The 24,914-nt window shown below is 32.0% G+C and carries 16 protein-coding genes; 10 read left to right on the top strand and 6 right to left on the bottom strand.

Annotated features, from left to right (window positions below; translation table 11 throughout):
• Nucleotides 1-5: 5 nt before the first annotated feature.
• The 4 genes from EYW44_RS08260 to EYW44_RS08245 all read left to right on the top strand — a co-directional run bounded on the left by EYW44_RS08260 (nt 6) and on the right by EYW44_RS08245 (nt 2,561).
• Entirely contained in the window at nt 6-593 is a 588-nt protein-coding gene (locus EYW44_RS08260) for a Crp/Fnr family transcriptional regulator (protein ID WP_132723195.1), read from the top strand.
• Between the two features lie 99 nt (nt 594-692).
• Nucleotides 693-1,367 (top strand): peroxiredoxin-like family protein, encoded by a 675-nt coding sequence (locus EYW44_RS08255; protein WP_243643626.1) that lies wholly within the window; start codon nt 693-695, stop codon nt 1,365-1,367.
• Entirely contained in the window at nt 1,364-2,191 is an 828-nt protein-coding gene (locus EYW44_RS08250; protein ID WP_132723194.1) for an oxidoreductase, read from the top strand. Before EYW44_RS08255 ends, EYW44_RS08250 begins: the two co-directional genes overlap by 4 nt.
• 169 nt (nt 2,192-2,360) lie before the next feature.
• On the top strand, nt 2,361-2,561 hold the full coding sequence (locus tag EYW44_RS08245; protein ID WP_132723193.1) for a hypothetical protein: 201 nt from the start codon (nt 2,361-2,363) through the stop codon (nt 2,559-2,561).
• A 78-nt stretch (nt 2,562-2,639) separates the two neighbouring features.
• On the opposite strand, the gene EYW44_RS08240 is transcribed toward EYW44_RS08245, so the two are convergent.
• From EYW44_RS08240 to EYW44_RS08225, 4 genes are all read right to left on the bottom strand, one after another.
• Entirely contained in the window at nt 2,640-4,499 is a 1,860-nt protein-coding gene (locus EYW44_RS08240) for an ABC-F family ATP-binding cassette domain-containing protein (protein ID WP_132723192.1), read from the bottom strand.
• A gap of 197 nt (nt 4,500-4,696) precedes the next feature.
• Entirely contained in the window at nt 4,697-8,866 is a 4,170-nt protein-coding gene (locus EYW44_RS08235; protein ID WP_132723191.1) for a fibronectin type III domain-containing protein, read from the bottom strand.
• A 444-nt stretch (nt 8,867-9,310) separates the two neighbouring features.
• Nucleotides 9,311-12,529, bottom strand: coding sequence for a S8 family serine peptidase (locus EYW44_RS08230; RefSeq protein WP_132723190.1), 3,219 nt, complete (start codon nt 12,527-12,529; stop codon nt 9,311-9,313).
• Nucleotides 12,530-13,058: 529 nt separating this feature from the next.
• Nucleotides 13,059-16,262, bottom strand: coding sequence for a S8 family serine peptidase (locus tag EYW44_RS08225; RefSeq protein ID WP_132723189.1), 3,204 nt, complete (start codon nt 16,260-16,262; stop codon nt 13,059-13,061).
• A 191-nt stretch (nt 16,263-16,453) separates the two neighbouring features.
• On the opposite strand from EYW44_RS08225, the gene EYW44_RS08220 reads away from it, so the two are divergent.
• From EYW44_RS08220 to EYW44_RS08195, 6 genes are all read left to right on the top strand, one after another.
• The gene (locus tag EYW44_RS08220; RefSeq protein ID WP_132723188.1) at nt 16,454-18,112 is read left to right on the top strand and encodes an ABC transporter ATP-binding protein; all 1,659 of its coding nucleotides are present in this window, start codon (nt 16,454-16,456) and stop codon (nt 18,110-18,112) included.
• 119 nt (nt 18,113-18,231) lie between these two features.
• Nucleotides 18,232-19,248, top strand: coding sequence for a sugar phosphate nucleotidyltransferase (locus EYW44_RS08215; RefSeq protein ID WP_132723187.1), 1,017 nt, complete (start codon nt 18,232-18,234; stop codon nt 19,246-19,248).
• Nucleotides 19,226-20,197, top strand: a complete 972-nt coding sequence (locus EYW44_RS08210; protein WP_373681053.1) for a tetratricopeptide repeat protein — start codon at nt 19,226-19,228, stop codon at nt 20,195-20,197. Before EYW44_RS08215 ends, EYW44_RS08210 begins: the two co-directional genes overlap by 23 nt.
• A gap of 3 nt (nt 20,198-20,200) precedes the next feature.
• Nucleotides 20,201-20,974: a DUF4292 domain-containing protein gene (locus EYW44_RS08205; protein ID WP_132723185.1), complete on the top strand. Its 774-nt coding sequence runs from the start codon at nt 20,201-20,203 to the stop codon at nt 20,972-20,974.
• Nucleotides 20,974-22,182: a murein hydrolase activator EnvC family protein gene (locus tag EYW44_RS08200; protein ID WP_243643625.1), complete on the top strand. Its 1,209-nt coding sequence runs from the start codon at nt 20,974-20,976 to the stop codon at nt 22,180-22,182. Before EYW44_RS08205 ends, EYW44_RS08200 begins: the two co-directional genes overlap by 1 nt.
• Nucleotides 22,183-22,184: 2 nt before the next feature.
• The gene (locus tag EYW44_RS08195; RefSeq protein WP_132723184.1) at nt 22,185-23,246 is read left to right on the top strand and encodes an AI-2E family transporter; all 1,062 of its coding nucleotides are present in this window, start codon (nt 22,185-22,187) and stop codon (nt 23,244-23,246) included.
• Nucleotides 23,247-23,344: 98 nt separating this feature from the next.
• Here the strand turns inward: EYW44_RS08195 and EYW44_RS08190 are convergent, their stop codons facing one another.
• Together EYW44_RS08190 and EYW44_RS08185 are read right to left on the bottom strand one after the other, a co-directional pair.
• A complete protein-coding gene (locus tag EYW44_RS08190) occupies nt 23,345-23,857 on the bottom strand; it encodes an acyl-CoA thioesterase (RefSeq protein WP_132723183.1) in 513 nt (170 codons plus the stop codon).
• A 79-nt stretch (nt 23,858-23,936) separates the two neighbouring features.
• Nucleotides 23,937-24,857, bottom strand: a complete 921-nt coding sequence (locus tag EYW44_RS08185; protein ID WP_132723182.1) for an SPOR domain-containing protein — start codon at nt 24,855-24,857, stop codon at nt 23,937-23,939.
• Nucleotides 24,858-24,914: the final 57 nt, after the last annotated feature.

Below are 24,914 nucleotides of genomic sequence, written 5' to 3'. Positions count from 1 at the left end.
CATACTTGAAAGATTACGAAAACATACTAAATAATATTAAACGATATGTTTCTTTAAACGAAGAAGACGAACAACAATTTTCTTCCATTATAAGAACATCTAACATAAAACGTAGGCAATTTATTGTGCAACCAAATTTTGTTTGCACGCATCTAACTTATGTTTTAAAAGGCGCTTTTCGTAGTTATTTTGTAAATGATCAAGGAGTAGATCATACAATTCAATTTGCTATTGAAGATTGGTTTATTAGCGATTTTAATAGTTACATTACTCAAACACCTGCATCACTTTTTGTTGAAGCTTTAGAAAACGCTGTTATTCAACAAATATCTTATGAAGATGTAGAAAAGATTTGTGCTGAAAACCCCAAGTTTGAACGTTTTTTTAGATTAGTTGCTCAAAAGTCTTTTGCTTTTGCTCAAAGACGTGTTTTATCTAACTTAGGAAAATCTGCTGAAGAAAGATATCTAGAATTTCAAAACCTTTATCCTAGCATTGTTCAAAGAGTTCCTCAATATACATTAGCCTCTTATCTTGGTATGTCTGCTGAATTCCTAAGTAAAATTCGTAAAAGATTAGCTACAAAATCTTGAACTAGTTCAAGAGAATTTCCTAAAATAGTTCATTTTCTATCACTATAAAGTAACTCAACTTTGTAATGTCAATAAAGACATCATTTAAAACAAAGTACCATGAGTATACAAACACAAACTCCTTCTTATGCCGAAGGATTAAAAACATTACAAAACAATTTAGGAGAGATGTTACCCAAAGAAGCACTTGCTGTTTTTGAATCAGATGCAGCAACATTAAAAGCTAATTATCAATCTATTTTAAAATTAAATGTAGGAGACATAGCACCTAATTTTTCATTATTAAACGCAGTAGGAGTTGCCACTTCTTTAACATCTCTTTTAGAAAAAGGAAAAGTTGTACTTACTTTTTACAGAGGTACATGGTGTCCGTACTGTAATTTACAATTACAGCAATACCAACAAGTTTTAAAAGAAATTAATTCACTTGGTGCCAACTTAGTAGCTGTATCACCACAAACACCTGATGAATCTTTAAACATTAAAGAAAAAAATGAATTACAATTTGAAGTATTAAGTGATAATGGGAATATTGTAGCAAAACAATTTACCACTGTGTTTAAAAACGATTCAAAACCTATTGAAACCATGCATTCATTAGGTATCGATTTTAATAGTCATTACGCAGATGATTCTCAAGAATTACCAATTCCTGCTGTTTTTATTATCGAAAAAGATCAGACTATTTTATTTGCAAAAGCAATTGATGGCGATTATAAAAATCGTGTTGAAGCTTCAGAAATTATCAATTCTTTAAAAAACAAAAACTCATGAAATATTGGTTTATAACAGGAATATCTAGCGGATTGGGTAAAGCACTTGCCCAATCTGTTATGGAAAATAACGATTTTGTTATCGGAACATTTCGTAAACAATCTCAAGTAGATCATTTTAATGAAATGTACCAAGGAAAAGGTTTTGCTTACCTACTTGATATTACAAACTTTAATGAAATTGAAAATGTTGTACATGCGATTATCTCACAGTTTGGTAAAATTGATGTTTTGGTAAACAATGCTGGAGTTGGTTTTGTTGGAGCCATTGAGGAAGCATCTATAAACGAAATTAAAAATGTTTTTGAAATTAATTTATTTGGAACACTAAAACTTACCCAAGCTGTATTGCCCTTTATGCGTAAACAAAAGAACGGAAATATTGTTCAAATTTCTTCACACGGAGGAATTAAAGCCTTTGCTGGTTTTGGTATTTACAATGCTAGCAAATTTGCTTTAGAAGGGTTTAGTGAGGCTTTGGCTGAAGAAGTAAAACCTTTAGGAATTAAAGTTTTAATTGTAGAACCAGGACCTTTTAGAACAAGTTTTGCTGGAAATGGACTGATAGAAGCACAACATAAAATTGATGATTATTCAGATACGGCTGGAATATTTAGAACCAAACTTAAAAATGTTGACGGAAAACAAGAAGGTGATCCTGTAAAAGCTGCCAAAGCCATTATTAAATCTGTAAACTCAGAAAACTCAATATTAAGATTACCGCTTGGCAAAATTGCCATTAAAACTATTGGTATAAAATTAGAAAACGTAAAAACGGCTATTGAATTTTATAAAGAAATTGCTGAAGATTCGGTGTATGGTTAAACTTAAAAAAACAATACTAATAGTCTGTAAATCTTTCTTTATCAACAAACTCACAACTCTAAACAAAAAGTTAAAATTCAACAGCACTATTGTTAAATAACAAACTACAATACATTTTTTTTATACTTTTAGTGATAACCAAATAAATTTTTAACTAAAATTCATCATTATGAAAAATATTTTGAAGATCCAAGGTATTAAAGAATTAGACAAAAACAGTCAAAAAGAACTTGTAGGAGGCTTTTTAACAGAATACGTAGCTTATTGCGGTGTGGCTTCTAATGGTTTAGCTTGTTTAACTGGCTTACCTCATTGCCCAACTGGTTTCTGTGTTGGTCCTGGAGTTTGTTCTCCATCTACAAATGGATAAATCTTTTTGTTACTTTTAGAACAAAAAATAGCCATACTAAAAAGTATGGCTATTTTTATTTTAAATATATCGAGTAAACTATCCTTCCATCTTCATTGAAAGTTCAAACCAACGTTCTTCTTTGGTTTCTAAATCTTCAATAATTTTTTGAAGTTCTACGGATTTATCATTTATATCTTCTGCAGCAACTTCTCCATTAGCAAATTGCCCTTCTATTTCGTTTTTCTTCTTCTGTAATTTTTCAATATCTATTTCTAACACACCAAACTCTCGCTTCTCATTATAGCTTAACTTTCCTTTTTGAGGTGTTTTTTCTCGTTTTACAACCTCTTTCTTTTCAGTTTTAGGTTCTGGTGCTTTAGAATCTTCATAAGCTCTAAAATCAGAGTAATTTCCAGGGAAATTCTCCACAACTCCATTCCCTCTAAAAACAAATAGTGAATCTACTATTTTATCCATAAAATAACGGTCGTGAGATACCACCATTAAATTCCCAGGATAGTCTAATAAAAAGCTTTCCAATACATTTAATGTTACTACATCTAAATCGTTGGTAGGCTCATCAAGAATTAAAAAATTCGGATTTTGAATTAACACTGCACACAAATACAAACGCTTCTGCTCTCCTCCACTTAACTTTTCTACAAAATCGTATTGTTTTTTTCTATCAAACAAAAAGCGTTCTAGTAATTGAGCTGCTGAAATTTTTCTTCCTTTGGTTAACGGAATATATTCTCCAAATTCTTTAATTACCTCAATAACCTTTTGTCCTTCTTTAATTTGAATTCCTTTTTGTGTATAGTAACCAAATTTTACAGTTTCACCAACCACAATTTTACCTCCATCTAATGGAAGTTGTTCAGTAAGAATATTTAAAAACGAAGACTTTCCTGTACCATTTTTACCAATAATTCCAATTCGTTCACCTTTTTTAAACACATAATCAAAACCATCAAGAATCACCTTATCGTCAAATGATTTTTTCAACTTATGCAATTCAACAATTTTGCTTCCCAATCGTTCGATGTTAATCTCTAACTGAACTTCATGTTCGTTTCTTCGTTGATGTGCTCTTTGCTTAATTTCAAAGAAATCGTCTATTCTAGATTTAGATTTTGTTGTACGTGCTTTTGGTTGACGACGCATCCAATCTAATTCTTTTTTGTATAAACTTTTTGCTTTACTAAGATTAACTGCCTCTAAAGCTTTTCGTTCTTCTTTATTTTGTAAATAATAAGAATAGTTTCCTTTGTATTTATATAATTGTCCGTTATCTAATTCTATAATTTCATTACACACTCTCTCTAAAAAGTAACGATCGTGTGTTACCATAAACAACGTAATCTTTTCCTTTGCAAAAAATGCTTCTAACCATTCAATCATTTCTAAATCTAAATGGTTGGTAGGCTCATCAAGAATTAACAAATCTGGCTTGTTAATTAAAATAATTGCTAATCCTAATCTTTTCTTTTGCCCCCCAGATAAAACAGCCACTTTTTGCTGTAAATCGTTCAGTTTTAACTTTGATAAAATTTGCTTGTATTGCGTTTCAAAATCCCAAGCACCATGTTGTTCCATTAATTCAAAAGCCTCCTGATATGCTTCTGTATCATCAGGATTTTGAAGTGCAGCTTCGTACTTTTGAATAATCGGTAATATTTTATTTTCTGTTGAAAATATAGCTTCTTCTATTGTTTGATTCGCATCAAAACTATGCTCTTGAGACAAATAAGCAATATGAATTCCTTTTCTACTAATTACCTGACCTGTATCTGGTGTATCTTTTCCTGCTATTATATTTAAAATAGATGTTTTTCCGCTACCATTTTTAGCTACAAACGCTATTTTTTGATCTTTACTTATACCAAAAGATAAATCTTCAAACAACACTCTTTCTCCGTACGACTTTGATATATTTTCTACAGTAAGGTAATTCATTCGTTGTATTTAAGCTGTTTTTACTAGAATCGCAAAGGTAATCATTTTAAAATGTGAGCCTCTTGTAATAGTTACTTACTTCTTTTAAAAATCAAAACCAAAATTAAATAGCTGATTTAATAATATTTACAAAAAAAAGCCCAAGCGTAATGCTTGGGCTCACAATTGGCTTAATTATAAAATAACTGAAGGGTTTTTTACCTTTTAACCAACTTAGTTTTAAATCCTTCTTGTCCATCAGTAACTTCTAGCATGTAAATACCAGAACTTAAATCTGTTATATCTAATCTATCACCTGTTAAGTTTCCTTTCTTAACAACAGCACCTACGTTATTCACGATTCTAAAAGATGATAAAGTAATATCGTCTCTATTTAACTTCACTTGAATAAAATCTATAGATGGGTTAGGGTATACTAATAACTTTAACGGTTCATTATCTTCTAAAGTTGAAAAATCAGATACATCAGCGCTAGTAGCAGCTGTTGTATTGTTAGTTGTAACTGCTAAGTTATCAATAGCTATATCACTTCTCCAACCATTTCCAGTGCTACCTACAAATCTTAACTTCACTACTGCACCTGCATATGTGTTTAGGTTTACAGTAACATTGTTCCATTGGTTACCTTGATTTCCAGCATCAGTCCAAACATTTGTCCAAGTAGTTCCGTCTGTAGAAGCCTGAACTGTTAATGAACCTATATTTGTTCCAAGCATGTGGTTGCTAAATGTAAAGTTTGCAGAAGATGCTCCTGAAAGATCAAAACAAGGACTTTCTAAAATTGCTGTTGCATTAGATCCTATTTGACCTGCTCCACTTGTTGATCCTTCAATATACATGTAGAAAGATCCTTCTGTTGCAGCACTTGGTCCAGTTTCTCTTGATGGAGTTCCTCCACTATTTCTTAACCAATCTCCGTCATCTCCTCCTACTTGAGTCCATGCAGCTCCAGATTCGAAACCTTGACTGTAAGGGAAACTACTAACTGTTGAAGTACATGAAATTGGTGAAGTTGTTGTAAAACTTACTGTATTACTTGCAGCAGATTCGTTACCTGCAGCATCTTTAGCTCTAATAGAGAACGTATAACTTGTACCAGAAGTTAAACCAGTAATATTAGCTGTTGTATTAGCTACAGATCCAATATTAGTAGATCCTTGGTAAATATCATATTCAGTAACTCCTACATTATCTGTAGACGCATTCCAACTAATTGTAGCTGTTGTTGCTGTAACATTAGAAGCTTGAATATTTGTTGGTCTAGATGGAGCTTGTGTATCTGCACCACCTCCGGAAGCAGTAGTTACAGCTAAGTTATCGATTGCAATATCACTACTCCAACCATTTCCTGTAACACCTACTAATCTAATTCTAACTGTTGATCCAATATATGTTCCTAAATTAACAGCAACATCATTCCATTGATTTCCTTGACTTCCAGATTGTGTCCAAACATTCGTCCAAGTAGTTCCATCCGTAGAAACTTGAGCAGTTAAAGAACCCACATTATTACCAAACATATGGTTGCTAAATGTAAAGTTTGCTGAAGAAACTCCTGAAAGATCAAAACATGGGCTTTCTAAAATTGCAGTAGCATTTGAACCTATTTGACCTGCTCCACTAGTTGAAGCTTCTAAATACATATAGAAAGATCCTTGTGTTGCAGCACTTGGTCCTGTATTATTTGATGGAGTTCCACCACTATCTCTTAACCATTGTCCATCATCACCACCAACTTGAGTCCATCCATCTCCAGATTCAAATCCTTGACTATAAGGGAAAGTATTAACTGTTGAAGTACAAGAACCAGTTGGAGGAGGCGCTGTAGCTGTTCCTGTAAAAGTTCCAGTAAATACACCTCTACCATATGTAGATGCTATAATTCTATTTTCTGTATTATTTCCATTTACATTCCAGTAATCAAAAGAAGTAACACTAACATCACTCATTCCGTTATAAGCTTGTGTCCAATTTGGATTAGCATCGTTAAAGTTTGATGTAGACCAAACTCCTAATTGAGTTGCAATAATAGCTTCGTCTCTATCTAAAGGATTTTGTAAAATATCTCTTACAGGAATATTAGGTAAATCTCCTTCTCTACTTACCCAAGTAGTTCCTCCATTATTTGTAGACCAAACACTTACTACACCATAATTATGAATCGTTACAAAAATATCATTTTCAGTAGCTCCAAATCTTACAGAAGAAACTGACCCTACAAAAGGAGTGTTTATTTCAGTAAATGTAGCTGTTGAATTTGTAACATTAGAAAGTCTTAAAAGACTACCATTTGCTAAACCTACAAACCATCTGTTATTTGTAAAAGGTGAAGCTCTAAATGCTGTTGGTGCTGCATCTAAATTTGCATTAGTTAAAGTACCATTAGAGTTATTGGCTACATTAATACTTAAAATAGAAACAGTCACATTTCCTGCATTATCTCTTGCTGTATTATTAGAAAGTAAACGATTTGCATCACTATCAAAATCCATTTCATTTACAAATGATCCTGTGTTTTGGTTTTGTGATAAAACAGTTGCTCCTCCTTGTAATCTACTTCTTCCATTCCAAGGTAAATTGAAACGATAAATCACATTATTAGTAAAAGTAGAAATCATAAACTGACCATCTTTATCTACAAATGTGTAGAAACCATCACCATCACTAAGTTCAACTGAAGCGTTAACTCCTGCATTAGCGTTTCTGAAAGCCTGAGTTCCGTTATCTTGAGCACCTGCAGTAAAAATACCATCTCTATCTCCTCTTCCATCTGGACCAATAGCAGCTTTTACAAACTGAGTAACATTATATCCTCTATTTCTTGCATTAATTGTTCCTCCTGAATTGTTTGAATAGTAAACTCCTCCATCGTTACCAAATAACATTCTAGTAGAAGAATTATTTGCAAAAGCAATAGAGTGCTGATCGGCATGAACTAAACTTACATTTCTAAGCCCAAGGTTTCTCCACTGAGAAATTTGGTTCCAAGTAGTTCCTCCATTTGTAGTTCTAAATAAATCAATACCACCTACATATACTACATCGTCGTCGTTAGGATCTGCTTCAATAACTAAATCGTAAAAAGCTTGCCCTCTACAAAAGTCATTTGCAGGTATACCTGTATCTGCATCATTAGGTAAAGCTAATGTTCTAACAGTATTAAAGGCATTAGTAGTTTCAAAAATACGAACAGGATTCGCACGAGTTGTACCTTGTGCTAATGCATAAATTCTATTTCTATCAATAGCAGATGGCTCCAATTCAACTCTATTAGATTCTACTAATGGAGAAGCAGCAGCTTCTGTCCAAGTTCCACCGTTGTTAGAGCTAAATATTCTTCCTCCACCTTCACCTAAACCAGGACTAGTAATAGTTCCCAGCCAAAGTCTATTATCCGCACCTACTTCTAAATCATTTGGTATAAAGTAATAATTATTTCCACCAAACTCATATCTCATATTTGCACCTTCAATCCTATTCCAAGTAGTACCATTATTTGTTGAACGATACAAACCTGCAGATTGTAATCCTAACCAGTTTGTTGGATCAGAAGAATCTCCATAAACATGTGCTCCTACAGCCACAAATAATTCAGTAGAGGAACCATTATCCCAAGCTAAAATATCATTTACATAATGAATACCTGAAAGAAAAACATTTCCTGCGTTTACATTAATATCTCCGCCTCCAGCAGCAGGAATATTGATAGCTCTCCATGTAGTACCACCATCAACAGTTCTGTAAACTCCGTTACCAACAACATCTCCTGCTGTATACTGCTCACCAGTACCAACATACCAAGTGTTAGAGTTTCTTGGATCTACAGTAATTGAAGTAACTGATAAGTTTCCTGGTACATTTTGAATTCTTTGCCATTGAGAATTAGCATTGGTAATATCATTATTTACCCACAAACCTCCACTAACTCCACCAGCATATACACGTCTGTTAGTAGCATCATTCGGATCAAACATAATAACTCTAGTTCTACCTCCTACATTGTTAGGTCCTCTTTCTACCCAAGCATTATCATCATCTCCAGGTGCTCTTTGTGCTGCTCTTCTAGCCATTAACTCCTCACGAAGTTTTATTAGCTTATCATCTTCAGTTTTACCTGTAGCAGGGTTCATTGTAAGCTCCCACATTTGCTCAAAATACCTGTTTGGAGGTAAACCGTTAAGTTTTCTTGTTTTTTTGTCCCACTTTAAAGTTTCGTTGTAAGGACTGTTTTTTAGAAATTCAGCATGGATTTGCCTTTTTTCTTCAATTTCTCTTTTTTCCTTAATTGATTGGTATCCTTGATATCCGATGCTCGAAATTAGAGCCAAAGATACTCCACCAATTAAAAATTTGAAATTTTTAATCATTATTTGAAGGGTTTATATAGTTTTTATGTTTGAAAATAACTAACAAAAAAGGTTGCGTTTTTGTTAATTATTGCGCCAAATATAGATTTTTTATAATACAATCCAAAAAAAGTAGTTTTAATTTTGCAATTATTATGTTTTTTGTTTAATTTTTTTACCTTTTTTACACTTTTACCTCAAATCACTATTGATTTTTAATAAATCTATAATTTACATTAACATTTCCATAAAGCACTAAAAAAGCTTAAGCACTGAATATCAGTCAACAAAACCCGAAATTTAACTTCAAAAATTGTTTTTTTAACCTAAAAAATTTTGTTTTATTCAATATTTTAAACAAAGAGAGGGTTTGATAAAAACTCCTTTTCATTTCATTTTCAGCAATAAAAAAACCCAAACTCTAAGTTTGGGTTTTTAAAATCGGTAATCGATATAAAGGGTTTTTTATTTCTTAACCAATTTAGATTTGTGTTCTTTTTGACCATCATTAACTTCTAATACATAGATACCAGAATTTAAATTTGAAATATCAATTTGCTCAGCACTTAATTGTCCATTCTGAACTGTTTGTCCTATAGTATTAATGATTCTATAAGTACTATCAGCATTTCCTTTATTGATCATTTTAACTTGTACAAAACTACTTGCCGGATTAGGGAATGTAGTAATTTTTAACGGCTCTTCATTACCTAAAGTTTTAGCATCACTTGTAGTTGCAAAAGTTGTAAAGCTACTTGTACCAGTTGCAATAATATTAATTGTATAATCTTCAACTTCACCATCATCAAAAGTTTCACAAGCAGTTTGTGCGCTATTATACTTCATAGATACTCTCATTCTTGTTTGCCCTAATAAAGCAGAAGAAGGAACATCAACACTAGCAGATAAATCACCTGCACTAGAAGAAGAACCACTTACAACTTGCTCAGAAGCTTCAAAAGTTCCATTTTGGTTAAAGTCAATCCATACTGACCAGAATTCTGTATAAGCAGTACCACTAAATCCAGCACTAACTACCATTGAATTAGCAGAACTTCCTCTTACTAAAGAACCTACTTGAGAAGTAAAGTCTCCATAACCTCCGTTATCACCAGTAACGTTACTAATACCTCCTAATTGAACTTTATCAATCCACTCAAAAGAAGAACGGTTACCTCTAGATGTACAGTAATTAACTGGAGCTGGAGTATTTGATGTAGTTGTAAAAGATACTGAACCAGCAGAAGACTCATTTCCTGCAGCATCAACAGCTACTACTGAGAAAGTATAACTTGTTCCAGCAGATAAACCAGTAATGTTTGCTGAAGTAGCCGTTACAGTTCCAATATTTGAACTTCCTTGATATACATCATAACCAGTAACTCCTACATTATCTGAAGAAGCTGACCAACTAATTGTTGCAGTAGTTTCTGTAATACTAGATGCTTGAACATTAGAAGGAACTGAAGGCGCTTGTGTATCAGCAGTAGATCCACCACCAGCAGTTACAGCTAAGTTATCAACAGCAATATCACTACTCCATCCATTTCCTGTAGTACCAACTAATCTAATTTTTATGTTAGATCCTGCAAAACTATTTAAGTTTACAGACACATCATTCCATTGGTTACCTTGGTTACCAGATTCACTCCATACATTAGACCAGCTAGCTCCATTATTTGAAGAAACCTGAACTTGTAAAGAACCTACATTTGAACCATACATATGGTTACTGAAAGAGAAAGTAGCATTACTTACTCCTGAAAGATCGAAACATGGACTCTCTAAAATAGCAGTTCCATTTGCACCAATTTGACCTGTACTTCCATTAGAAGAAGCCTCTAAGAACATATAGAAGTTTCCTTCTGTAGCTGAACTTGGCCCTGTATTACTTGAAGGAGTAGCTCCACTATCTCTTACCCAATCTCCATCATCACCACTAACTTGTGTCCATCCTGCATTTGATTCAAACCCTTGGCTGTATGGTAAGTTTTCACATGTATCTGGTGTAGGGTTAGTTGTTCCAGAACCTTTTAAACCAGTTACAATTAAAGAGTAATTTTGACTTCCACCTGTTAAAGTTCCTTTGTTTGTTACTGTAATAGTATAAGTACCTGAAGCACCAGTTACATCAATTCTTTCATAAGGATCAACATTGTTATCTCTTCTTGTGTTAGTAGTAGCACCAGTTAACTCATATGGTAAATAAGTAGTTCCTGATTTTGTTACTCTAATATCTAGATCGTTTACTAAAACCGGAGTTGTTGAATTTACTGTTGTAGTAGCAACACCTGGTCTGTCTGTCCATGAAATAGAAGCTAATAAAGGACTAGTTCCATCAGACTCAACTGTAATAGAATATGTTTGTCCTGAATTTAATGTTAATTCCTCTATTCTTGTAGCACCTGTAGACTCGTTTGTAATAGTTTCAGCTGCTTTCTTAGCATTTAATAATCCCCATCCAAATACTGCATCAGGACCACTAACACCAGCATCATCAGCTGTATGTAAAGCTAAACCTTTTAAAGTTGCAGCTCTCATAAAACTACCATTTACATTGTTATGGTGTTGTTGTAAAATTAATAATGAACCAGCAACATTTGGCGATGCCATTGAAGTACCTGTAATAGTATTGTAAGCTGTATTACTAGTTTCATACGTAGAATATACTCCTGTACCGTTACCAGTAATATCTGGTTTGATACGGAAATCATCTGTAGGTCCTTCACTACTTGAAGAGTTAATAGCTACAGATATTAAATTACCGTTTGAATCTACGTTAGCATCTTGTGCATTTGCAACTACTAGGTTGTTTTTAGAAGTTGAATGACCTGTTAACTTATCAAATCCGTTACCTCCAGTTGGGTTTGTATTTGCAGTATTATCATTTCCATCGTTACCTGCAGCTACTACCATTAAATAGTTAGGTGCATTAAACAAAATCTCATCCCAAGCTCTTGACTCGTCAATATAACCTCCAAAGAAGTATTGTGGTAATTGAACCTGACCAGTGTTAGGGTTTCTTGCAGCAAAACCGTAAGAGTGATTAGATACTAACATACCATTTGAAGCTGCGGTTGTAGCCTCTGCTTGATCGTTGTTCCAGTCATAACCAACAGCATCTGCATGCGGAGCCATACCTTTAGCATCTGCCTGAACACCTGAAGCTATAATAGTTCCTGTAACGTGTGCTGCGTGAAAGTTTAAAGAAGAACTTCCATCACCAACAGAAAAACGGTTAGTACCTCCTGCTCCATCATACTCTTGGTGAGATGCTCTAGCAATACCACCATCCCAAACGTGTGCTGTCATACCTTGCCCCATCAAGTTTAAACCTAAAGAACCTCCACTATTTAAGTGATTTGTTCTTGTAGATCTTGCAGCGTCTACGTTAAAAGTTGAATAATAGATTGGTTTACCGTTAACTACTCTTTGTAATTCTAAAACTCGGTTGTCTTCTGTAGTAAGTTTTGTTTTCCATCCGTTTTGTTTAGCTAATTGAACAGCTTTCTGCTTTTCAGTAGCAGCTTTTTCAACAAATGTCTTTTTTAAACCTTCAAGCTTTGTCAAATTGTAATTTTTACGAATTTGATCCGCCTGCTTTTTACTTTGTGCGTGTCCTTGTATGCAAGAAGCCAACACAGCAGCAGAAAAAAGGAATTTTCCTACGTAATAGTTTCTCATTTTAAGAAGGGTTTATATGGTTATTTAGTTTTAACATAACCAACAATAAAAGTTAACTTATTGTTAATTATTTTGCCAAATATATATTTTTTTTGTTCAAACAGAAAAAAGGGTGATTTTTTTTTGCAATTTTTATCGGATTTTCTTATATTAACTTTTTTAATGAATATTTTTCAATATTTAAACCCTTTTCTTACGAATCCCACAATTAACTTACGGTAATTTTTCGTTATTCTTTGTTTATTCTGAAATCAAGACATTAAATAATTGATGTTTTGTTCAATTTAAAAATCAATTCCTCACTTCACTTAAAAATCAAAAAAAACAACTAAGTACAAAAACAACAACTTTTTAACGCAAAACTGCCTTGCTAACAATAGCTAAAAAAGCCTAAGTACAATTCAAAATTCACTAAAAAAAACAGTTGTTAAAACCATTATGATATTCGCAAACTATTAAAAAACAAAAAACCTCTTGAAACGAATTTCAAGAGGTTAAACAAAATGTGGTTAAGCTTTAAACCAAACCTTTATTTTACAATAAATCGTCGATTTGTTTTTGTAAACTCATTTTCTAATCTAAGAATATAAACTCCCGATTTAATTTGATCTACATTAATAGCTCTACTTTCATTTAAGCTTCCTTTTTCTACTACCTGACCTATCATATTAATTACCGAATATGTAGTATTAGTTAAACTTGAATTTGAACCGATTATCTTTAATAAACTTCCTTTGTTTACTGGATTTGGAGCAACCTGAACCGATGTAAACACATCCTCATCTTGATCTCCTAAAACATCTGTTCTAGTTCCAAAAGTTGTTAGTAAGAATGCTGAATTTCCACAAGATCCTTCATAAATTTTTACATTTGAGAATGTAGAATTATTACCAGAACCAGCATCATTATCATTTATAAACACTAATCTATCCATACTTCCTGTATATGAATCTCCAACAGGAATAACGTACGTTTGCGTTCCACCAGCATAATTATCAAAATTAGTAACTCCATAGTTTTGAGTACCATGTACTTTAAAGTATCTACTAGAAGTTAATGAGTTATCATTTTCAAAACCAATACCGTGAATTTCACCTTGAGATGTACTACTAAACTCAAACTCAATTACAGTATTAGCTGTTACTGTGTAATCTAAAGGAATATATTTCCAAGTATTATTTGTTAATGTTAATGAAGATCCTCCACTACCAATAGAGAAGTTTCCTGCTGAATCTTGATTAGAAAAAGAAGTGATTGTATAATCATTAAAATCTAAAGAAGCACATCCAGGATCTGGATCTCCACCTCCACCAGCAGTAATTGAAATATTATCAATTGCAATATCACTAGACCAACTTGAACCAGTAGTTCCAACAAATCTGAAGCTTACTGAGTTTTGTCCTAAATAAGAACTTAAGTTTACAGAAACATCATTCCACTGATTTCCTTTATTACCTGAATCAGACCAGATAGTTGCCCAAGCACCTCCTGTTGAAGCTTGTAATGTTAAAGAACCAACACTTGTACCATACATATGATTACTAAACGAGAAAGTAGCACTGCTTTCGCTAGAAAGATCAAAACAAGGACTTTCTAAAATAGCTGTTGCATTGTTCCCTATTTGCCCTGTACTACCATTAGTAGATGCTTCTAAGAACATATAAAAACTTCCGTTTGCCCCATTACTTGGTCCTGTACCAGAAGATGGAGTACCACTAGCATCTCTTACCCAATCTCCATCATCACCACCAACTTGAGTCCATCCCTCATTTGACTCAAAGCTTTCACTGTAAGGTAACGATTGACAAGGTACTGGTGCATCTGTAGTAAACGTTACAGAAGAACTGTATGAAGAAGTTGATCCATCAGAACAAACACTACGAACCTGTACTTCATATTGAGTAGAAGCAGATAATCCTGATAAATCAGCCGAAGTACTTGTAGCGCTACTTGTAGTCCAAGATGAAGTACCAACTTCACGATATCTTACACTGTAAGTAGCAGCAGCAACTGACGACCAGTTTACTGTAGCTTCAGTTTGAGAAACTCCTGTTACACCTACTCCAGTAGGAGTTGTTGCGTTACATACTGCAGGAGTACCTGTTACACCTGTTACAATTAATGTATAGTTTTGGCTACCTCCTGTTAAACTCCCTTTGTGAGTTACTGTAATTGTATAAGAACCAGAAGCTCCACTAATATCTACTCTTTCATAAGGATCAACATTGTTATCTCCTTTACCATTTGTAGTAACACCAGTTAATCTCCAAGGAGTGTAAGTTGTTCCTCCTTTTGTTACTCTAATATCTAAATCATTTACTAATCTTGGTGTAGAAGAGTTCGTTGCTGTAGTAGCTGTACCAGGTCTATCTGTCCAAGAAATAGAAGCATATAATGGATTTGACCCATCAGAATCTACAGTAATTGAATATGTTTGACCTGAAGTTAATGTTAATTCTTCAACTTTAGATCCATTTCCATTATTTGTAATTGCTTCAGCAGCAGCTTTAGCATTTAATAATCCCCATCCGTAAACAGGATCTGGACCAGTAGTTCCAACATCATCAGCAGTATGAAGTGCTAAACCTTTTAAAGTTGCTGCTCTCATAAAGTTACCATTCACATTGTTATAATGTTGTTGTAAAATTAATAATGAACCTGCTACGTTTGGAGAAGCCATTGATGTTCCTGTAATTGTATTATACGCAGTATTACTACTTTCATAAGTTGAATATACTCCAGTACCATTACCAGTAATATCTGGCTTAATACGGAAATCATCCGTTGGTCCTTCACTACTAGAACTATTAATAGATACTGAAAGTAAATTACCATTACTATCTATATTCGCATCTTGTGCATTTGCAACTACTAAGTTATTTTTAGCTGTAGCGTGTCCAGTTAATTTATCATAAGAACTGTTACCTCCTAATGGTGATCCGTTGTATCCGTTTTGATTTCCATCATTACCAGCAGCAACTACCATTAAGTAATTTGGCGCATTAAACATAATCTCATCCCAATTACGAGACTCAGTAATATATGCTCCAAAATAGTAATCAGGTACTAAATCTCCTCTAAAACCGTAAGAGTGATTAGAAACTAACATACCATTACCTGCAGCACCTGTAGCTTCAGATTGATCACTGTTCCAGTCATATCCTAAAGCTTTTGCATGAGGAGCCATCCCTTTTGCATCAGCTCTAACTCCAGAAGCAATAATCGTTCCTGTAACGTGAGCTGCATGGAAGTTTAATGTTGAACTATTATCTCCAATAGAAAAACGGTTATTTCCTCCTGCCCCATCATATTCTTGGTGAGAAGCTCTTGCAAGACCTCCATCCCATACGTGTGCAGTCATTCCTTGACCCATTAAATCTAAACCTAAAGAACCTCCATTATGTAAATGATTTGTTCTCGTAGATCTTGCAGCATCAACATTAAATGTAGTGTAATAAATTGGCTGGTTGTTAACTACTTTTTGTAGTTCCATATAAGTACCATCAGCATTGGTAATTTTTGTTTGCCATCCTTTTTGTTTGGCTATTCTTAAAGCTTCAGCTCTTTCTGATGCTTCTGATTTTTTTATTGCTTGTTTAAGGGTTTTAAGCTGTGTTAAATTGTAATTACTACGAATTTTTTCAACTTGATTTTTGGTTTGGGATTGTAATTGCAACGAAAACGTAAGCAATCCAGCGGAAAACAGAAGTTTTCCAAAGTAATTGATTTTCATTTTTTGAAAGGTTTTTGTGTTTATTATTAAACAATCGACACTAAAAAATTAGTTTCAATAGGATTTAAGTTAATTATTTAGGTCAATTATTGCGAATATATAATTTTTTTAACCAAACATTAAAACTATGTTAAAATTAAACAGATTCTATTTTTTTCTATTAGTTAATTAAAATCAATAGTTTTGTTTCTATGGTGGATATTAGAAATCTTTTTGTCTCTTTTAAAAAAACTACTGTTTTAAATAATATATCTTTCAAACTAAAACCCAACACAATAGTTGGCTTAGTAGGTGAAAGTGGTAGTGGAAAATCGATAACTTCAAAAGCTATTATGGGACTTCTTTCAAAAGAAGCTACAGTTAAAGGTGAAATTTTCTTGAATAAAACTGACCTTATTTCTTTACATGAAAAAGAATTTCAACAAATTAGAGGTCGTAAAATCTCCATGATTTTCCAAGAACCTATGAGTTCTTTAAACCCAAGTATGACCTGTGGAAAACAAGTTGCTGAAATTCTGAAAGCACACACTAAACTATCTTCTTCAGTAATTAAAAATGAAGTGATTAGTTTATTTGAAAAAGTAAAATTACCAAGGGCGGCACAAATTTTTGATGCATATCCACATCAAATAAGCGGTGGACAAAAGCAACGTGTAATGATTGCTATTGCCTTAGCTTGTAAACCAGATTTTTTAATAGCTGATGAACCAACAACTGCCTTAGATGTTACCGTACAAAAAGAAATAATTTTATTATTGAAAGAGATTCAGAAAGAAACCAAAATGGGAATATTATTCATTTCTCATGATTTGAATTTAGTATCTGAAATTGCTGATGAAATTATAGTAATGTACAAGGGTAATATTATTGAAAAAGGAACTGTTAACAATGTGTTTAAAAATCCGACAGAAAATTACACAAAAGCACTTATCAACTCTAAGCCTAGTTTAGATGTAAGATTTAAAAAACTTCCGACAGTTAGTGATTTTATTGCAAATTCTGTAACGAATGACTTATACACTAAAGAAGAACGAGCTAGTTTTCATGAAAAACTTTACAATAATACTCCTTTACTCGAAATTAAAAACCTACACAAAGAATATATTTCCTCTTCATTTTTATTTTCAAAACCAACTATTGTAAAAGCTGTAAATAATGTAACTTTTTCTGTATTTGAAGGAGAAACTTTAGGTTTGGTTGGAGAATCTGGTTGCGGAAAAACAACACTTGGTAGAACTATTTTACAAATAGAAAAAGCAAGTTCAGGACAAATTTTTTACAAAGGTTTTGATATTACTGAGTTAAACAAATCACAACAACAAGAATTAAAAAAGGAAATTCAACTTATTTTTCAAGATCCTTTTTCTTCTTTAAATCCAAGAATTACTGTAGGTAAAGCGATTCTTGAACCTATGGAAGTTCACCAAATTTTATCTACTAAAGAAGAAAGGATTGCTTATGTGTACGAATTATTAGAAAAAGTAGGCTTACAAAAAGAACATTTTAATCGATATCCACATGAGTTTTCAGGCGGACAAAGACAACGAATTGGAATTGCAAGAACAATAGCTTTACAACCTAAACTTATTATTTGTGATGAATCTGTTTCCGCATTAGATGTTTCTGTTCAAGCTCAAGTTTTAAATTTATTAAATGAATTAAAACAAGAATTTGGCTTTACTTATATTTTTATTTCTCACGATTTATCCGTGGTTAAATACATGTCTGATCAATTAATTGTAATGAACAAAGGAGAAATTGAAGAAATGAATGATGCCGATGAAATTTATGAAAATCCAAAAAAAACTTACACAAAATCATTAATTAACGCTATTCCCAAAGGCATTTAGTATAAAAAAGAAAAGCTCTCCTAAAAGCCTACAGATATTGAGCAGAGATAGCTAATATTCTTCTCAAGAAAAATATTAGTGGTATATTGCGTTTGTTAATCAAAAAGAGTAAAGATTTAATGAAAATAATAGTGCCTATGGCTGGTGTTGGGTCTCGATTAAGACCTCATACACTTACAACCCCTAAACCTTTAACAGTAATTGCAGGTAAAACTATTGTTCAACGCTTAGTTGAAGATATTAGCAAAGTAATAGATCAAAAAATTGATGAAATTGCTTTTGTTATTGGTCCTGCTAAAAAAGGATTTCCAGAAAGTACAGAAAAAAACCTATTAACCATTGCCGAAAATTTAGGCGCTAAAGGTTCTGTTTATGTACAAGAAGAAGCTTTAGGAACTGCCCACGCTATATATTGTGCTAAAGAATCTTTAGATGGACCTTGTGTTGTAGCTTATGCTGACACATTATTTAAAGCAGATTTTACTTTAGACACCAATGCTGATGGTGCTATTTGGGTAAAACAAGTTGAGGATCCTAGTGCTTTTGGTGTAGTAAAATTAGAGGATAATTTTATTGTTGATTTTATTGAAAAACCAAAAGATTTTGTGTCAGACTTAGCAATTATTGGTATTTACTATTTTAAAGATGGTAACAAGCTAAAAGAAGAAATTCAGTATTTGATTGATAATGATTTAAAAGAGAATAATGAATATCAATTAACAAATGTTTTAGACTCTTTAAAGGATCAAGGTGCTAAATTTGTACCTGGAAAAGTTGATGCTTGGATGGATTGTGGTAAAAAAGATCCTACGGTTGACACAAATAAGCAAGTATTAGATTTTGAGCATGCAGATGGTAATAATTTAGTAGCTAAAAACGTTGTTTTAGAAAACTCTGAAATTATTCAACCTTGTTATATTGGTGATAATGTTGTTTTAAAAAACAGTAAAATTGGTCCTCATGTTTCTATTGGAGAAAATAGTGTCGTTGAAAACGCAACAATCACCAATTCTTTGATTCAAACGAATGTAGAAATTAAAAATGCATCATTTGATAATGCAATGATCGGTAATTTTGCTAAATTTAATGGAAAATTTACATCTATAAGTATTGGTGACTATACACAACTTACATAAAAAACACATACAGCAAACAGCAAAAACATACTTTTTTGTATTGTTTTTGCTGTTTTCTTATTTCTTTTCTTTTGCACAAGATAGTATTACTCTTGAAGCTGGAATTAAGGAAAAAAAACTCGTAGAATTTGAACAAAAGTTTTTTGATGCTATTACTAATAAAGCTATTAATAATCATCAAAAAGCTATTGAAGATCTGGAAGAGTGTAATTCTATAATGCCAGAAAACAAAGCTGTATTATTTGAACTATCTAAAAACTATCTGTCTTTAAATAAGCTTCCAGAAGCAGAAGAATATGCAAATCAAGCATTAGCAATTGACAACGAAAATATTTGGTTATTAGAGCATTTAGTTTCGGTATTTAAAAAGCAAAGAAACTTTAATAAAGCCATAGAAGTTCAACTAAAAATAGGCGAGAAAAACCCAAAGAAACAAATACCTCTAGTATATTTATACTTACAAAAAGGTGATCGTAAAAAAGCTAAAAAATTACTACAAAAATTAGCTGATGCAAAATTGTTAAACTCTAGACTTTTAACTTTAAAAGCTCAGTTAAATCAAAAAAGAGCAAAACCTACAGTAGCAAAGAAAACAATTCCTGCCAACGAAAACACAGACTTAAAAGTACTTTTTAAAGAGAAAAAATCTTACAAAGTACTTTCAAAACTACTCTCTCAGTTAGATGAGAAAAATGATCGTGATTTATTATCATTTAGTGAGCAAGGAATTTCTTTATTTCCGGCACAACCTTTTGTGTATTTAATGAATGGAAAAGCTCTGAATAAAGAAAAAGAACACAAAAAAGCGATAGAAAGTTTACAAAATGGTATTGATTTTGTTATTGATGATACTCAATTAGAAAATCAATTTTATTCAGAAATTGTAAAAGCATATAAAGCCATTGGAGATGCTAAAAATGCAAATAAGTATCAGAAGAAAATTAAATAATGTATGAAGAGATTATTGGTTGCTTTTTTATTAGTAAACCTAGTATTAGTATCGTGTAAATCTACAAAAGTAGTTACTGAAAATGGAGACGTTATTAAAAGAATGTCTGCAAGAAAAATTGCTAAAAAACACCTAGCAGCTACACCTAACTTTAAAACGGCTGATGCCAAACTTAAAGTAAATTATAAAAGTAATGACGAAAAAATAGGGTTTTCAGTAAAAATGAAAATTAAAAAAGATGAAGTTATTTGGTTGAAAGGAACCAAACTCATCACTGTTTTTAAAGCTAAAATTACTCCTGAAAAAGTAAGTTTTTATTCTCCTTACAAAAAGAATTATTTTGAAGGTGATTTTTCAATGCTTAAAAAACTTTTAGGAATTGATGTAAACTTTTATCAACTACAAAACATATTACTGGGACAAGCAGTGTTTGATTTGAACGCGTCTAAACATACTTCAGAAATAAAAGGAGTTCAATATCAAGTATATCCAAAAGAGCAATCTCCCCTATTTGATCTTTTTTATTTAATAAATCCTAAGAATTATAAATTAAACAAGCAGCTTGTAGTTAATGATTTAAAAGAACAAGAATTAAGTATTACATATCCTGAATATATTAATAAAAATGAAATTCTTTTTCCTAAAACTACTAGCATTAAAGCAACAGAGAAAAATAAATTTACAAACATAGATCTTACAGTTCGCTCTATTGTATTTAATGAAGAACTGAGTATGCCTTTTAAAATACCATCAGGTTATAAAGAAATAAAACTATAGTGAAAAAGCTTTTTTACATATCTATTTTAAGTTTTCTAATGTTTGGGTTGTCATCACATGGACAATCGAGAAAACAGCTAGAAAAACGCCGCAAAAAACTTAATAGCGAAATTAAGAAATACAATAGTTTATTAGTTGAAACAAAAAAAGAGAAATCTAATGCTTTAGATGATCTTAAAGATTTAAGTCAGAAAATTACTGTTAGAGCACATTTAATAGAAACTATTGAACTAGAGAGTAAAGAACTAACTAAAGAAATTGAACAAAACGAAAAAAAGATTAGCCTTAACAATAAAGAGTTAGATGCTTTAAAAGCTGACTATGCTGATATGGTTTTTAAATCGTACAAGAGCAAATCGCAGCAAAGTAAAACAATGTTTTTACTTTCTTCTAAAAACTTTTTACAGGCTTATAAAAGAATTAAATACATAGAACAATATAAACGCTATAGAAAAAAACAAGGTGAGAAAATTATTACCAAAACTGATGATATAAAGCGTTTAAATGATTCTTTAATCAAAAAGAAAGATCAAAAGAAACAGCTAATTGCTTCAGAAAAAAATCAAAAGAAAAAAATTGAAAATGAAAAAGAAGAGCAAGAAGATTTAGTTGTAAAAATTAAAAATCAAGAAGGAAAATACAAGCGTCAGCTTCAGAAAAAAATTAGAGAAGAAAAAGCAGTTGCCAAAAAAATAGACAAAATTATTAGAGAAGCAATTGCAAAGGCTAACAAAGGAAAAAAAGGAAAAGCTAAAAAGGGAGAACTTTTATTAAACAAAAAGGAAAAAGCTTTAAAAGCTAATTTTGAACAAAATAAAGGACTTTTACCATGGCCTTTAGACGGAATTATTACTAGAAAATTTGGTGTACAACCTCACCCTACATTTAAATCTATTACAATTAATAGTACAGGTTTACATATACGTGGTAAAAAAGGTGATGTAGCTAAAAGTGTTTTTAATGGTAAAATTTTAAGCATAGCACAATCTGGAAAAGGTACTAAAAGTGTTATGGTACAACATGGTGATTACATTACCACCTACTCTAACTTAAGAGATATTTTTGTTAAAAAAGGAGACAATGTAAAAACAGGTACTTCTTTAGGAAACATTTTTACTGATAAAGTAACCGGTAAAACTCATCTGGTTTTTGTTTTGTATAAAAACACCAGTCCATTAAACCCAGCTAAATGGATAAGAACTAATTAATTATGAATAAAGCTTCTAATTTTATTATTGTTTTAGTAGCAATTATCACTGTATTGGTAATTGGTAAAGGCATTTTAATTCCTTTTCTTTTTGCTGTTATTTTTTGGTTTTTTACACGAGAAATTCGCAAATCAATTTATAGAATTCCTTTTACTAAAAAATTTATTCCTCAATGGTTAAGTAATGTAATTGTTTTTTCAATTATCATTTTAGCATTTAGTTTTGTATCTGATATTGTTACAAATAGCGTTACCGATGTTACTGATTCTTACCAAGAATACGAACCAAACGTAGAAAAGATTATTACTGAACTGGGTAATTATTTGAATGTAGATATTTTAACTTCTATAAAATCATTATTGGGCGATTTTAATTATGGTTCAGTTTTAGGTGATTTAGCTAACGGTGTTAGTGGTCTTTTAGGAGATACTTTTATGATTGTGATTTATGCCTTATTCATCTTTTTAGAAGAGCGTAGTTTTATTGAAAAGCTTTATAAAATTCTTAGTAAAGGCGATAGTTATGAAAGCATACAAATAATGTTAGACAAAATAGAAGATTCTATCTCTAGTTACTTACGGTTAAAAACCTACGTAAGCTTATTAACAGGTGTTTTAAGCTACTTTGTTTTATTAATGGTAGGTGTAGATAGCGCACCCTTCTGGGCTTTCTTAATCTTTCTTTTAAACTATATTCCTACTATTGGATCTTTAGTTGGTACTTTGTTCCCTGCTATTTTTAGTTTATTACAATTTGGAGAGCTTACCCCTTTTATAATTATTCTTGTTGCTGTTGGAGCAATTCAAGTAGTTGTAGGTAATGTTGTTGAACCTAGGTTATTCGGAAAATCATTAAATGTTAGTCCGCTAGTAACAATTCTAGCCCTTTCTGTTTGGGGAAAAATATGGGGAATTACAGGTATGGTTTTATCTGTACCTATTACAGTTATTATGATTATTGTTTTTTCTCAGTTTGAAAAAACAAGAGCTATTGCTATCATGCTTTCAGAAAATGGAGATATTGATAAAATACATCAGAAAACAACTCCTAAAAAACAATATTGATTTCTATTTAAAAATCTCACAATAAGACAAAAAAATAGCCTAAAAATGAAGATTCAAATTTTCACTTTTAGGCTTTATAACTTTATAAAAAGTATTCTTTATGAAGTAAATAGCGCTTTTAACTCTGTTGCTTCATCTGGCTTCATTTTACCAGCCAACACTAAGCTTAACTGTTTTCTTCTTAATGCACCTTCAAAACGTTGCTTTTCTAGATCTGTTTCAGGCTCTATTTTAGCAATAGGTACAGGTTTACCGGTTTCATCAACAGCTACAAACGTGTAAATTCCTTCGTTTACCTTTGTTTTTTCTCCAGATTGACGGTCTTCTATCCAAACATCTACAAATACCTCCATAGAGGATGTAAAAGCTCTAGAAACCTTAGCTTCTAATGTTACTACACTACCTACTGGTATCGATTTTGAAAAAGCTACATGATTTACAGATGCAGTTACCACAATTCTACGAGAATGTCTTCTAGCAGCAATACTACAAGCTCTATCCATTCTGGCTAATAATTCACCACCAAAAAGATTATCTAAATAATTTGTTTCTCCTGGTAAAACAAGATCGGTAAGTACTGTTAATGACTCTTTAGGAGTTTTAGTTCTCATTCGTTATTTTTTGCAAAGATACAAAACACACTAAAATTAGTGTGCTGTTCATATTAAATAAAGAAATAGAAATTAGTTGTTATTTTACAAGAATCCAAGCATCTGGAGATGTGTTACTTCTCACCTCTTCAATAACTTCTTGTGCTGCTTCTTTAGTTGCAAAGCTACCAACTGACACTTGAGTTAAGCCCCAATTATTTTTTCCTAAAATTTTAGCATCATACCCTTTAGCTTGTAACTCTTCAATCTTTTTATTAGCGTTAACTTCTGACTGAAAAGCTCCTGCTATAATATGAATTTTATGATTACTATTTTCTTTAGAAATATTGAAGTTAATTGTTGGCAATTCATCATCTATAATAAACGTAGCTTTCTGAATTTTTTGCTCAATAGCATCTTGCTCAATAGCTAACGTATTGATTTGTGAATTCTTCTGATACTGATTTACCCCAACTACACCAGCAACTAAGATAGCCGCAGCAGCAGCGTATTTTACAAATCCGAAAGATTTTCTTTCTTTTTGTAATGTTACTACTTTGCTTTCTGTAGCTTCTTCTTCAGCAACAACAGGAATTACCTCTTCTTGTACTTTTTCAATAACTGAAGCGGTAACTGGAGCTAAACCGAAAGATTCTGTTAAGAAGTTTGTTTGCTTGTTAGGCTCAAAAAACAATTGATTTTCTGAATTTTGAGATAATACACCAACACCTTCTAAAGAAATAGTTTCTGATTTTAAGTTCACATTCCATTGTAAAACAATTTCAGAAATTTGCTTATTCGCTTCTTCAAAAGATATTTTATTAGCAACAGCAACTTCATTAGCCAATAAACCATCGTTATGTTTTAATTGACTGTTAAATGAAATCTGTTTATTAGGTGGATATATTGTATCATTTTCTATTCTAGCACCAACTTTATTAGTAACAAAACCTCCAAAGTTTGGTACAATCACACAATCATATCTATATAATAAATCCTTAATATAAGTCGCTAACATCATAATTACAAAACTACTTAATTTCTTTGTGTTTTCAAAGGATAATTTAGGATTCTTGTA

Origin of the sequence: Tenacibaculum sp. M341, from assembly GCF_004337695.1 — a bacterium.
In the GTDB taxonomy this organism is placed as follows: domain Bacteria; phylum Bacteroidota; class Bacteroidia; order Flavobacteriales; family Flavobacteriaceae; genus Polaribacter.
Note: the sequence above shows the minus strand (reverse complement) of the source record. Positions and strands in the feature narration are given on the sequence as shown.

Coding starts and splice junctions, on each gene's coding strand:
- EYW44_RS08245 (WP_132723193.1), top strand. CDS start 2,361: ATGAAAAATATTTTGAAGATCCAAGGTATTAAAGAATTAGACAAAAAC.
- EYW44_RS08225 (WP_132723189.1), bottom strand. CDS start 16,262: ATGAAAATCAATTACTTTGGAAAACTTCTGTTTTCCGCTGGATTGCTT.
- EYW44_RS08190 (WP_132723183.1), bottom strand. CDS start 23,857: ATGAGAACTAAAACTCCTAAAGAGTCATTAACAGTACTTACCGATCTT.
- EYW44_RS08235 (WP_132723191.1), bottom strand. CDS start 8,866: ATGATTAAAAATTTCAAATTTTTAATTGGTGGAGTATCTTTGGCTCTA.
- EYW44_RS08240 (WP_132723192.1), bottom strand. CDS start 4,499: ATGAATTACCTTACTGTAGAAAATATATCAAAGTCGTACGGAGAAAGA.
- EYW44_RS08255 (WP_243643626.1), top strand. CDS start 693: ATGAGTATACAAACACAAACTCCTTCTTATGCCGAAGGATTAAAAACA.
- EYW44_RS08185 (WP_132723182.1), bottom strand. CDS start 24,857: ATGATGTTAGCGACTTATATTAAGGATTTATTATATAGATATGATTGT.
- EYW44_RS08215 (WP_132723187.1), top strand. CDS start 18,232: ATGAAAATAATAGTGCCTATGGCTGGTGTTGGGTCTCGATTAAGACCT.
- EYW44_RS08250 (WP_132723194.1), top strand. CDS start 1,364: ATGAAATATTGGTTTATAACAGGAATATCTAGCGGATTGGGTAAAGCA.
- EYW44_RS08230 (WP_132723190.1), bottom strand. CDS start 12,529: ATGAGAAACTATTACGTAGGAAAATTCCTTTTTTCTGCTGCTGTGTTG.
- EYW44_RS08220 (WP_132723188.1), top strand. CDS start 16,454: ATGGTGGATATTAGAAATCTTTTTGTCTCTTTTAAAAAAACTACTGTT.
- EYW44_RS08195 (WP_132723184.1), top strand. CDS start 22,185: ATGAATAAAGCTTCTAATTTTATTATTGTTTTAGTAGCAATTATCACT.
- EYW44_RS08205 (WP_132723185.1), top strand. CDS start 20,201: ATGAAGAGATTATTGGTTGCTTTTTTATTAGTAAACCTAGTATTAGTA.